Origin of the sequence: Ruminococcus sp. YRD2003 (genome assembly GCA_900109435.1) — a bacterium.
Classification (GTDB): domain Bacteria; phylum Bacillota; class Clostridia; order Oscillospirales; family Ruminococcaceae; genus Ruminococcus; species Ruminococcus flavefaciens_G.
The window spans coordinates 24096-37035 of record FNZT01000011.1 but is presented as its reverse complement, the minus strand read 5'-3'; the positions used below and the strand labels follow the sequence as shown (position 1 = coordinate 37035).

General features: G+C 51.4%; 6 protein-coding genes. All 6 read left to right on the top strand.

Features of this window, described 5'->3' with window-relative positions; all coding sequences use genetic code 11:
- Positions 1-53 precede the first annotated feature (53 nt).
- The 6 genes from BMX22_RS10250 to nifJ all read left to right on the top strand — a co-directional run bounded on the left by BMX22_RS10250 (position 54) and on the right by nifJ (position 12926).
- The gene (locus BMX22_RS10250; RefSeq protein WP_074742364.1) at positions 54-1172 is read left to right on the top strand and encodes an ATP-binding protein; all 1119 of its coding nucleotides are present in this window, start codon (positions 54-56) and stop codon (positions 1170-1172) included.
- Between the two features lie 374 nt (positions 1173-1546).
- Entirely contained in the window at positions 1547-3529 is a 1983-nt protein-coding gene (gene metG, locus BMX22_RS10245; RefSeq protein ID WP_074742363.1) for a methionine--tRNA ligase, read from the top strand.
- A gap of 227 nt (positions 3530-3756) precedes the next feature.
- Entirely contained in the window at positions 3757-4842 is a 1086-nt protein-coding gene (serC, locus tag BMX22_RS10240) for a 3-phosphoserine/phosphohydroxythreonine transaminase (RefSeq protein WP_074742362.1), read from the top strand.
- Positions 4843-5086: 244 nt separating this feature from the next.
- Positions 5087-6253: a phosphoglycerate dehydrogenase gene (locus tag BMX22_RS10235; RefSeq protein WP_074742361.1), complete on the top strand. Its 1167-nt coding sequence runs from the start codon at positions 5087-5089 to the stop codon at positions 6251-6253.
- Positions 6254-6705: 452 nt separating this feature from the next.
- Positions 6706-8610, top strand: coding sequence for a molecular chaperone HtpG (gene htpG, locus BMX22_RS10230; RefSeq protein ID WP_074742360.1), 1905 nt, complete (start codon positions 6706-6708; stop codon positions 8608-8610).
- A gap of 776 nt (positions 8611-9386) precedes the next feature.
- The gene (nifJ, locus tag BMX22_RS10225) at positions 9387-12926 is read left to right on the top strand and encodes a pyruvate:ferredoxin (flavodoxin) oxidoreductase (protein WP_177173017.1); all 3540 of its coding nucleotides are present in this window, start codon (positions 9387-9389) and stop codon (positions 12924-12926) included.
- Positions 12927-12940: the final 14 nt, after the last annotated feature.

Sequence of the window (12940 nt, the reverse complement as noted above, 5' to 3'; positions counted from 1 at the left end):
ACAAAGCAGCTCGATTGTGATATAATAGTAGTGATCATTATGAGAGGTGAGCTATGGATATTGAGATAACGGCTTCGGAGCTTTCACAGCTCCGCGGCGACTTTGCAATGATAGATATACGTGACGCGACGGCATTCGACTACGGACACATCGGCGGAGCGGTGAATATCCCGCTGAATGAGCTTGCAGAGGCAGAGCTCCCGCAGAAGAAGCTGGTGCTGTACTGCAAGTCGGGCGTGCTGAGCGTCGACGCAGCGGAGGAGCTCCGCAGCAGGGGATACGAGGCATACAGTCTCGCAGGCGGCTATATCGAGTGGCTCCGCGAGCGCATGGCAGACCGCAGCCTCACCGAGCAGGTGGAGCTGAGCCTGCGCAAGAAGTTCAAGAAGAGCATATGGTGCAGGTTCACGAAAGCGATAAACGAGTACGAGCTTGTGCAGCCGAACGACAGGATAGCGGTGTGCATATCGGGCGGCAAGGACTCGATGCTCATGGCGAAGCTGTTTCAGGAGTTGAAGCGCCACGACAAATTCCCGTTCGAGGTAGTATTTCTCGTAATGGACCCGGGCTACAGTCCCGAGAATCGGCGAATTATAGAGCGGAACGCGGAGTCGATGTCGATACCGGTGCAGATATTCGAGTCGACGATATTCGATTCGGTGTTCCACATTGAGAAGAACCCTTGCTACATCTGCGCGAGGATGAGGCGAGGGTATCTGTACAGCAAAGCGAAGGAACTGGGCTGCAACAAGATAGCGCTCGGACATCATTTTGACGACGTTATCGAGACGATACTGATGGGGATGCTGTACGGCGGACAGGTTCAGACGATGATGCCGAAGCTCCACAGCACGAACTTCGAGGGCATGGAGCTGATACGCCCGCTGTACTTGGTACGCGAGGCAGACATCAAGCACTGGCGCGACTACAACGACCTGTACTTCATACAGTGCGCGTGCAAGTTCACGGAGAACTGCTCATCGTGCAGTGAGAACGGGCAGTCGGAATCGAAGCGTCTGGAGGTAAAGAACCTTATCGCGGAGCTGAAAAAGGTAAATCCGCAGGTCGAGAAGAACATATTCAGGAGTGTAGAGAACGTCAACCTCAGTACCATCATCGCCTACAAGGAGAAGGGGACAGTCCATCACTTCCTCGACGATTACGACTTGTAGGGGACGCCGCCCTCGGCGTCCCGTGAATTTGTCGTTTGCTTGACGGGCGGGCGAGGGCGCCCGCCCCTACACATTATTTCAGAAATGTCCGCGTCAGCGGACACCTTGAGTAGGGGCGGATATTATCCGCCCGCCGTTTCTCCGCCAAACCCGCGGTAACATTCTGTAGGGGACGGCGTCCCCGACGTCCCATTTCAAAATCATCGCCGACAGGGGATACATATAATTACGCATTACGCATTACGCATTTTCGGGCGCACGGAATGCGCCCCTACGCCAGCCCTTGCATTTCCCGCAAATATGTGGTATAATATATTTTGCTTACCTTTTCCTCTCATTAGGGAAAAGGATAAATCATAAAGGAGCGATTCATTATGTCAAAGAAATTCTACATCACCACCCCCATTTATTATCCATCGGGCGACCCGCACATCGGTCACTGCTACACGACGGTGGCGTGCGATTCGATAGCGCGTTACAAGCGAATGCAGGGGTATGACGTAATGTTTCTCACAGGCACAGACGAGCACGGCTTGAAGATAGAGCAGAAGGCGGCGGAATCGGGCGTGACCCCGAAGGAGTACGTAGACGTCATCGTTGACAAGTTCAAGAAGCTCTGGAGCTATATGAACATCTCCTACGACCGCTATATAAGAACGACCGACGACTATCATGTGGAAGCGGTACAGAATATATTCAAGGCACTTTACGACAAGGGCTATATATACAAGGGCGAATATTCGGGCAAATACTGTACGCCCTGCGAGAGCTTCTGGACGGAGTCCCAGCTTGACGAGAACGGCTGCTGTCCCGAGTGTCACAGACCCGTCAAGTTCGCGAAGGAGGAGGCATACTTCTTCAAGATGTCGCCGTTTGCGGAGCGCATCGAGAAGCTTCTCCTCGAGACAGACTATCTCCGCCCGAAGACGAGAGCAGTCGAGCTTGTAAACAACTTCATCAAGCCTGGGCTTGAAGACCTCTGCGTGTCGAGAACATCGTTCACATGGGGCATACCCGTGTCCTTTGACGAGAAGCACGTGGTATACGTGTGGATAGATGCGCTCTCGAACTACATCACGGCACTCGGCTATGAGAACTCCGCACACAACGATTTTGAGAAATACTGGCCTGCCGATGTTCACATGGTAGCGAAGGACATCATGCGTTTCCACGCCATTATATGGCCTGCAATGCTCATGGCGCTCGACCTGCCCCTGCCTAAGCATCTTGCAGTACACGGCTGGATAACCATGGCAGGCAAGAACGGTGAGAGCGAGAAGATGAGCAAATCTCTCGGCAACGTCGTTGACCCGTTCGTGCTGGGCGAGAGATACGGGCAGGACGCGATAAGATACCATATCCTCCGTGAAATGGCACTTGGCGCAGACAGCCTTTTCTCGAACGAGATAATGATAAACCGCATAAATTCCGACCTTGCGAACGGCTTCGGCAACCTTGTTTCGCGCACCGTGGCAATGGCTGACAAGTATTTCGGCGGCACACTTCCGACCGAGCGCGAGAGCGCCCCTCTCGACGAGGAGTTCAAGGCAGTGATCACAGGACTGCTGCCCGAGGTCGACAGATACATCGACGAGACGAAGCTGAAGCAGGCGCTTGAGACCATATTCGAGGGCGTAGCGCGAGCGAACAAGTACATCGACGAGACCGAGCCGTGGAAGCTCGGAAAGGACGAGTCCAAGCGTGCAAGACTTGCGGCGGTGCTTTACAACCTGCTCGAGGCTATCCGTATCACATCGGCACTGCTTGCGCCGTTCATGCCGACGGTAATGCCGAAGGTATGGGAGCAGATAGGCGCATCGGCAGAGGACGTGAAGTACGAGAACCTCGGAAAATTCGGCGTACTTCCCGCAGATGTTACAGTCCACAAGGGAGAGATACTCTTCCCGAGAATAGACGTAGACAAGGAGATAGAGGAGCTGAACGATATCCTCAGGAAGAATATGGAGGCAGCGCAGGCAAAGCTGTCCGCAGAGGAGAAGGGCGAGGAGAGCGCAGAGCCCATAACTCTTGCCCCCGAGATAACGATAGACGACTTTGCGAAGGTAGAGATACGAGTAGCGAAGGTAGTGTCGTGCGAGAAGGTGAAGAAGTCGGATAAGCTGCTGTGCCTGCAGCTCGACGACGGCATGGGCGGACGACAGGTAGTATCGGGCATCGCGCAGTATTACGCGCCCGAGGACCTTATCGGAAAGAAGCTCCAGCTCATCGCGAACCTGAAGCCCGTAAAGCTGAGGGGAGTAGACAGCAACGGCATGATATGCGCAGCAGACACTCCCGACGGCGTGAAGGTGATTTTCGTAGACGATTCTATTCCTGTAGGCTCAAAGATAAGATAAATACGACAAACGTAGGGGCGGATACTATCCGCCCCTACAAAATTTTTCCGCTACTGATTCGCGGATTTGCGGACGCCCGAAGGGCGCCCCTACGCCAAGCGATATATACTATTATATATGTGAATATCCAAAAATAATCAAGATTTATATTGACTTATTTTGTCAATGGGTGTATAATTGATATGTATTGCAAATACTAACTTAATATATATACGGAGGTTTTTTCAATGAGCAGAGTTTACAATTTCAGTGCAGGTCCTGCTGTTCTTCCCGAGGAAGTGCTCAAGGAGTGCGCTGAGGAGATGATGGATTACAAGGGCTGCGGAATGTCCGTAATGGAGATGTCGCACCGTTCCAAGGTTTATGACGAGATAATCAAGGAAGCAGAGAAGGACCTCCGCGACCTTATGAATATCCCCGACAACTACAAGGTCATCTTTGCACAGGGCGGCGCGTCGCTCATATTCGCAGGCGTACCGATGAACCTGATGAAGAAGGGCAAGGCAGCATACATCATCACAGGCCAGTGGGCAAAGAAGGCTGCACAGGAGGCTGAGAAGTACGGCGAAGTAGTAAGAGTCGCATCCTCTGCCGACAAGACCTTCTCCTATATCCCCGACTGCTCCGACCTCGACATACCCGAGGACGTTGACTACGTATACATCTGCGAGAACAACACTATCTACGGAACGAAGTTCTGGGAACTCCCCAACACCAAGGGCCACGAGCTCGTAGCCGATGTAAGCTCCTGCTTCCTCTCCGAGCCTGTTGACGTAACGAAGTACGGCGTTATCTACGGCGGCGTACAGAAGAACGTAGGACCTTCGGGCGTACAGATAATCATCGTGCGCGATGACCTCATCGCAGACGGCCCCGCACTTTCGATCACGCCTACGATGATGAACTGGAAGATACAGGCAGAGAACGAGAGCCTCTACAACACACCTCCGTGCTACGGCATCTATGTATGCGGCAAGGTATTCAAGTGGATAAAGAAGATGGGCGGCCTCGAGGCTATGAAGGCTCACAACGAGAAGAAGGCAAAGATACTCTACGATTTCCTTGACAGCAGCAAGATGTTCAAGGGCACAGTTGAGAAGAAGGACAGAAGCCTTATGAACGTACCCTTCATCACTGGCGATGAGGAGCTTGACAAGAAGTTCGTAGCCGAGTCGAAGGCAGCAGGCTTCGAGAACCTCAAGGGACACAGAACAGTCGGCGGAATGCGTGCGTCTATCTATAATGCAATGCCTATCGAGGGCGTAGAGAAGCTCGTAGCATTCATGAAGAAGTTCGAGGAAGAGAACTCATAAGTTCAGAGCTCAGATGTAGGGGCGGATATCATCCGCCCGCCGATATCACGACAAACCCGCGGCTATATTCTGTAGGGGACGCCGCCCTCGGCGTCCCACCAATCCATCACCGTCAGGCGATACAAATAATTCCGAATTCCGCTTTCCGAATTCCGAATTATAATTACGCATTACGAATTACGAATTACGAATTTACGGGCGGCGAAACGCAGCCCCTACAATAATACAGAAAGAGGTAATGACAATGTTCAACATACAGACACTCAATAAGATATCGTCTGTCGGCACGGACGTTTTCGACAAGAGCAAGTACGCAATCGCAGACGCTCCCGCAAACCCCGACGCTATCATGGTGCGCTCGGCAAAGATGCACGACATGACATTCGGCGATAAGCTCATAGCTATCGCGCGTGCAGGAGCAGGCGTGAACAACATTCCCGTTGACCGCTGCGCACAGGAGGGCATCTGCGTATTCAATACCCCGGGCGCAAACTCCAACGCAGTAAAGGAGCTTGCCATCTGCGCACTTCTTCTTGCTTCGAGAAAGATAGTAGAGGCTGCACAGTGGTCCGCTTCACTGAAGGGCACAGAGGACGCCCCCAAGACAGTTGAGAGCGGCAAGAGCAAGTTTGCAGGCCCCGAGATAGCAGGCAAGACCCTCGGTATCATCGGACTCGGCGCAATCGGCGGCAAGATAGCGAACGCAGCAGAGGCACTCGGAATGAAGGTCATCGGCTACGACCCCTACCTCTCTGTAGGCGCAGCTCTCCACCTCGAGCCCTCCGTACAGGTAGTAAAGGACATCAACGACATCTACAAGAACAGCGACTACATCACAATCCATATGCCTTATACTCCTCAGACAAAGAACACTATCGACGCTGAGCAGATAGCAATGATGAAGGACGGCGTACGTCTCATCAACCTCGCAAGAGGCGAGCTCATCAACAGCGAGGCAGTAGTAAAGGCAATAGCAGACGGCAAGGTAGCCAAGTACGTAACAGACTTCGCTGACGATATCGTTCTCGGAGCCGAGAATGTCATCGTACTTCCCCACCTCGGAGCATCAACTCCCGAGAGCGAGGACAACTGTGCAGTTATGGCAGCCGAGGAGCTCATCGACTACCTCGAGAACGGCAACATAAGAAACAGCGTAAACTACCCGAACCTCTCGATGGACAGCACAGACACGAAGATCTGCGTTATCCACAAGAACGTGCCGACAACCATCGCATCTATCACAACAGCAGTCGGCAACGAGGGCATCAACATCGAGAACATGGCAAACGCGAGCAAGGGCGACTTTGCATACACAATGCTTGATGTAACAGGCGAGGTACCCGCATCTGTTGAGGGCAAGATAAACGCAGTAGACGGCGTTATCCGCGTAAGAGTCATCAACAAGAAGTAAGCGCGAAAAAGCACTTGACAAAGTCTCTTCATAGTGTTATACTATATATAACCACAAAGGATATTGTGTGCATGGTTACACACGAAACGAACCCCCGAGAGCGGCAACTCTCGGGGGTTCTTTTTGGGCTATTTGTCGGACTTCAGGTGTCTGTCTAACCACTTGCTCACACAGTCACCGACTAAGCGAGCCACGACAGCCGTTACAAAGGATATTATGTATTGCATGGTATACACCTCCTTCCTGACGGAAGAAGCCGACAAGCTAATGATAGCATTTTTGTCGGATGTTGTCAATAACAGAGAGTCCGCGGCACAAATATGAACAAATTGTAAACAATCCTGCACAGACTTGACTTACGGTCAGAAAAGGACTATACTATATTTAGCACTCGAACACAGAGAGTGCTAATACAAATGTAAATCTTATACTTCTAAAAGGAGATGTTCATAATGGGCACAAAACAGTTCAAGGCGGAGTCAAAGCGCCTGCTCGAAATGATGATACACTCGATATACACGCACAAGGAGATATTCCTGCGCGAGCTTATCTCGAATGCGAGCGACGCGATAGACAAGCTTTACTTCAAGTCGCTGACCGACGACAAGGTCGGACTGAACAAGGACGACTTCGCGATATGGATAGACACCGACAAAGAGGCACGCACGCTCAAAATAACCGATAACGGCATCGGCATGACAGAGGAAGAGCTCGAAAACAACCTCGGTACTATCGCAAACAGCGGCTCGTTCAAGTTCAAGAGCGAGAACAAGCTCGAAGAGGACAACCAGATAATCGGACAGTTCGGCGTAGGCTTCTATTCGGCATTTATGGTAGCGAAGAAGGTAACTGTCATCTCGAAGGCATACGGCAGCGACAAGGCATATCGCTGGGAGAGCGAGGGCGTAGACGGTTATACTATCACCGAGGACGACAAGGACACCGTCGGCACAGTGATAATCCTCGAAATGCTCGACGACACCGACGACGAGAAGTACGGCGAATTCCTTGACGAGTACCGCATAAAGGGGCTCATCAAGAAGTATTCGGACTACATCCGCTTCCCCATCAAGATGAAGGTGCAGCACAGCCGACCGAAGGAGCAGACCGAGGAGGACAAGGCAGCCAACAAACCCGTAGAGTATGAGGACTACATTGAGGTAGAGACACTCAACAGCATGGTGCCGCTGTGGAAGAAGAGCAAGTCCGAGCTGAAAGAAGAGGACTACAAGCACTTCTACACCGAGAAATTCTACGATTACAACGAGCCTCTGAAGTACGCCCACGTCAAGAACGAGGGTATGCCGAGCTACAATGCTCTGCTCTATATCCCGTCGAAAGCGCCGTTTGACTACTACTCGAAGGAGTATGAGAAGGGCTTGCAGCTCTACTCGAACGGCGTGCTGATAATGGACAAGTGCGCAGACCTCCTGCCTGATTATTTCAGCTTTGTGAAGGGACTTGTCGACAGCGAAGACCTCTCACTGAACATCTCGCGTGAGATGCTCCAGCACGACCGCCAGCTCAAAGTGATAGCAAAGAGCATTGAAAAGACGATAAGCTCCGAGCTGAAGAAGATGCTGAAAAACGAGCGTGAGAAGTACGAGGAGTTCTGGAAGGCGTTCGGAATGCAGGTGAAGTACGGTGTATACAGCGAGTTCGGCATGAACAAGGACAAGCTGCAAGACCTGCTTCTGTTCACTTCCTCGAAGGACAACAAGCTCGTCACACTTGATGAGTACGTGACGGGTATGCGTGAGGAGCAGAAGTACATCTACTACGCGACAGGCGAGAGCGTTGCCCGCATAGAGCAGCTCCCGCAGACAGAGCTTGTAAAGGACAACGGCTTCGAGATACTCTACCTCACGGACAGCATCGACGAATTCGCGATAAAGGTGATAGCCAAGTACAAGGACAAAGAGTTCAAGAACGTATCAGCGGACGACCTCGGACTCGAGACCCCCGAGAAGAAGGAGGAGCTCAAGGCTAAGGAAGAGGAGAGCGCGGATATGCTCAAGGAGCTCGGTGAAGCGCTTGACGGCAAGGTAACGAAGGTAGTCCTCTCGCAGAGGCTCAAATCCCACCCCGTATGCCTCACCAGCGAGGGCGAGATAACGCTTGAAATGGAGAAAGTGCTGAACTCCATGCCTACCGACCAGCAGGTACACGCACAGCGCGTGCTTGAAATAAACCCCGAGCACGAGATATACGGCAAGCTGAAAGCGATAGCCGAGGCAGGCGACAAGGACAAGCTGACGAAGTATGCGAAACTGCTTTACACTCAGGCACTTATGATAGAGGGAATGCCGATAGACAATCCCGTCGAGTTCTCGAATCTTGTCTGCGAGCTGATGTAAGCATCTGCCCGAACGGACACAATGAATGCAAGCCTGTACGATACAAATCAGAGAAAAGCACAGATTGTATTGTATATGTTGCCGTAAGCGAGAACTGTATAATTGGTCATAATGCCAAAAAATCCGAAGCAAAAATGTTTTTTTGAGGAATTCTCTTGACGAAAAGTCAGAATTGCGGTATAATAACTACAGTGATTAAATAATTATGAATTATTTATCACTCGTTTTGTTGTCTCCTTTCTTTTGTTCTACACATATTTTTCTTTTTATCTCATCTTCAAAACCCGACGGAAACGTCGGGTTTATTTTTTTGCCCTGCTTATGCAATATCCCGCGGCAACGCTGTGTAGGGGCGAATATCGGACACGGTATGAATCGACGGAATACCGTAGGGGCGGGCATCCTCGACCGCCCGCAAATATACGTACATATCACCTGTAACGTAATGTAGGGGACGGCGTCCACGACGTCCCGTCCTGCCAGACCAATTTGCGGCAAGATTCTGTAGGGGCGAGTTCCGCTCGCCCGCAGATATGGCGTAACGTTTCGGGCGCACGTAAAGCGCCCTGCCGAGATGTTTGTGCAAAGTGGTGAGAGAGTGTGTTATTTTTTGGTCAATGTGACTTAAATTTGATTCGGAAGAAAAAAGAGGTTTACAAAGGTATGATTTTGTGGTATAATGTGGAGTGAAGTTATATGCGCTTTTGCAGACGGTGGACTGCAAGAACGCTCATAACCCCTGAAAAAAATTTTACAGGAGGTCATTCCAAATGGCAATCAAAAGAAAAATGAAAACCATGGACGGTAACAACGCTGCTGCTTGGGTATCATATCCCTTTACCGATGTAGCCGCTATCTACCCCATCACTCCCTCGTCCGTAATGGCAGAGGTGACAGACAGCTGGTCTGCAAAGGACAAGAAGAATCTTTTCGGACAGCCTGTAACCGTAGCTGAGATGCAGTCCGAGGCAGGTGCCGCAGGTACGGTACACGGCTCACTTTCAGCAGGTGCTCTTACAACAACATACACAGCTTCACAGGGACTTCTCCTGATGATCCCGAATATGTACAAGATCGCAGGCGAGCTTCTCCCCAACGTAATACACGTATCTGCACGCTGCGTATCCTCACACGCACTTAACATTTTCGGTGACCACTCCGATATCTACGCTTGCCGTCAGACGGGCTATGCAATGCTTTGCTCGGGCTCTGCACAGGAAGTAATGGACCTCGGTGCAGTTGCTCACCTTTCAACAATAAAGGGCAGAGTGCCTTTCCTCCACTTCTTCGACGGTTTCCGTACATCACACGAGATCCAGAAGATCGAGACATGGGACGATGCTACACTCTATGACCTCCTCGACAAGGAAGCAGCACAGAGATTCAGAGACGGCGCTCTCCACCCCGAGAGACCTGTACTCCGCGGCTCTGCTGAGAACCCCGACGTATTCTTCCAGGCTCGCGAGGCTTGCAACAAGTACTACGATGCACTTCCCGCAATCGTAGAGGACTACATGAACAAGATAAATGACCTCATCGGTACAGATTACAAGCTCTTCAACTACTACGGTGCAGCAGACGCTGAGCACATCATCGTAGCAATGGGCTCTGTAAACGAGACTATCGAAGAGACTATCGACTACCTCAACGCAAACGGCGGCAAGTACGGTCTCGTCAAGGTTCGTCTTTACAGACCTTTCGTAGCTGAGAAGCTCGTTGAAGTTATCCCTGACAGCGTAAAGAGAATTTCCGTTCTCGACAGAACAAAGGAGCCCGGCTCACTCGGCGAGCCTCTCTACCTCGACGTAGTAGCAGCTCTCAAGGGCACAAAGTTCAACGATGTCCCCGTATTCACAGGACGTTACGGTCTCGGCTCCAAGGACACAGTTCCCGCACAGATCATCGCTGTATTCAAGAACACAACAAAGCCCAGATTTACTATCGGTATCAACGATGATGTAACAAATCTGTCTCTGCCCCTCGAGGAGAATCCTGATACAGCTCCCGCAGGCACAACAGCTTGTAAGTTCTGGGGTCTTGGTTCCGACGGTACCGTTGGTGCAAACAAGAACTCCATCAAGATCATCGGCGACCATACCGACCTCTACGCTCAGGCTTATTTCGCATACGACTCCAAGAAGTCGGGCGGTGTAACTATCTCACACCTCCGCTTCGGCAAGACACCTATCAAGTCGACCTACCTCATCAACAAGGCAGACTTCGTAGCCTGCCACAACCAGAGCTACATCGACAAGTACGATATGGTATCCGACATCAAGCCCGGCGGAACATTCCTCCTCAACACCATCTGGAGCGTTGACGAGCTGGATAAGAACCTCCCAGGTCAGGTAAAGAGATACATCGCAGAGAACAATATCAACTTCTACATCATCAACGGCGTAAAGCTCGGTGAAGAGACAGGAATGGGTACACGCATCAATACTATCCTCCAGTCTGCATTCTTCAAGCTTGCAAACATCATCCCCTTTGAGGACGCCCTCAAGTACATGAAGGCTGCTGCTGAGGCATCCTACAGCAAGAAGGGTCAGGACGTTGTTGAGAAGAACTGGAACGCTATCGACGCAGGTCACCAGAACATCGTCAAGGTAGACGTACCTGCCGAGTGGAAGAACTGTGCAGATACACAGATGGGTATGCCCCCTGTTACCTGCGCGAACAAGGAGCTTCAGGATTTCGTAAACAATATCCAGATCCCCTGCAACGCTCAGAAGGGCGACAAGCTTCCCGTTTCCACATTCGTAGACAGAGCAGACGGTACATTCCCGCAGGGCTCTGCTGCATTCGAGAAGCGCGGTATCGCAGTAAAGGTTCCTTCTTGGGACGCTTCCAAGTGCATCCAGTGCAACCAGTGTGCATATGTTTGTCCTCACGCTGTAATCAGACCTGTTGCTATGACAGCTGATGAGCTCGCAAAGGCACCCGCACAGACAAAGTCTGCTGACTTCAAGCCCGCCCTCGGCGACCTCAAGTTCGTGATGACAGTTTCAACTCTTGACTGTACAGGCTGCGGCGTATGTGCTAACGTATGTCCCGCAAAGGAGAGCGCTCTTACAATGGAGCCCATCGCATCTCAGATGGATCAGCAGGAAGTATTCAACTACGGCGTAACTATCGACGAGAAGCCCGAAGTAGCAGCTAAGTTCAAGGCTGATACAGTAAAGGGCTCGCAGTTCAGACAGCCCCTCCTCGAATTCTCGGGCGCTTGCGCAGGCTGCGGCGAGACACCTTACGCTAAGCTCGTAACACAGCTCTTCGGCGACAGAATGATGATCGCCAACGCAACAGGCTGCTCATCTATCTGGGGCGGCTCAGCACCTTCCACACCTTACACGGTAAACAAGAAGGGCAGAGGTCCTGCATGGAGCAACTCACTCTTCGAGGACAACGCTGAGTTCGGTTACGGTATGTACCTTGCAACTCAGACACTCCGCAAGAGAGTAACAGACAAGGTGCTCGCACTCAACGAGAAGACAGACAATGCTGACGTAAAGGCAGCTATCGCTAAGTACCTTGAGACATACGAGGACGGCGCAGCAAATGCAGACGCTACAGACGCACTCGTAGCAGCTCTTGAGGCTTGCGGCTGTGAAGAGAGCAAGGCTATCCTTGCTGAGAAGGACTACCTCTCCAAGAAGTCACAGTGGATCTTCGGCGGCGACGGCTGGGCATATGATATCGGCTTCGGCGGTCTCGACCACGTTATCGCACAGGGCAAGAACGTAAATATCCTCGTATTCGATACAGAGGTTTACTCAAATACAGGCGGACAGGCATCCAAGTCCACACCTACAGGTGCTATCGCACAGTTCGCAGCAGCAGGTAAGGTCGTTAAGAAGAAGGACCTCGCAGGCATCGCAATGAGCTACGGCTACGTATACGTTGCACACGTTGCAATGGGCGCAAACATGAACCAGTGCATCAAGGCATTTGCCGAGGCTGAGGCATACGACGGACCTTCCATCGTTATCTGCTATGCTCCTTGTATCAACCACGGTATCAAGACAGGTATGGCAACAGCTCAGGCTGAGGAGAAGAAGGCAGTAGAGGCTGGTTACTGGCACCTCTACAGATACAACCCCGACCTCAAGAAGGAAGGCAAGAATCCCTTCATTCTCGATTCCAAGGCTCCTAACGTAGACGAGTACAAGAACTTCCTCATGGGTGAGGTTCGTTACAACTCACTTGCTCGCTCCAACCCCGAGAGAGCAGAGAAGCTCTTCAACGCAGCAGTTGAGAACGCAAAGGATCGTTACGATTACCTTACACGTCTCACAACTCTCTACGGAAACGACTAAGCTGTAACACGTTT

Bases quoted from the DNA above. Each gene is read 5' to 3' on its own strand.
- BMX22_RS10250 (WP_074742364.1), top strand. From the start codon at position 54: ATGGATATTGAGATAACGGCTTCGGAGCTTTCACAGCTCCGCGGCGAC.
- metG (WP_074742363.1), top strand. From the start codon at position 1,547: ATGTCAAAGAAATTCTACATCACCACCCCCATTTATTATCCATCGGGC.
- serC (WP_074742362.1), top strand. From the start codon at position 3,757: ATGAGCAGAGTTTACAATTTCAGTGCAGGTCCTGCTGTTCTTCCCGAG.
- BMX22_RS10235 (WP_074742361.1), top strand. From the start codon at position 5,087: ATGTTCAACATACAGACACTCAATAAGATATCGTCTGTCGGCACGGAC.
- htpG (WP_074742360.1), top strand. From the start codon at position 6,706: ATGGGCACAAAACAGTTCAAGGCGGAGTCAAAGCGCCTGCTCGAAATG.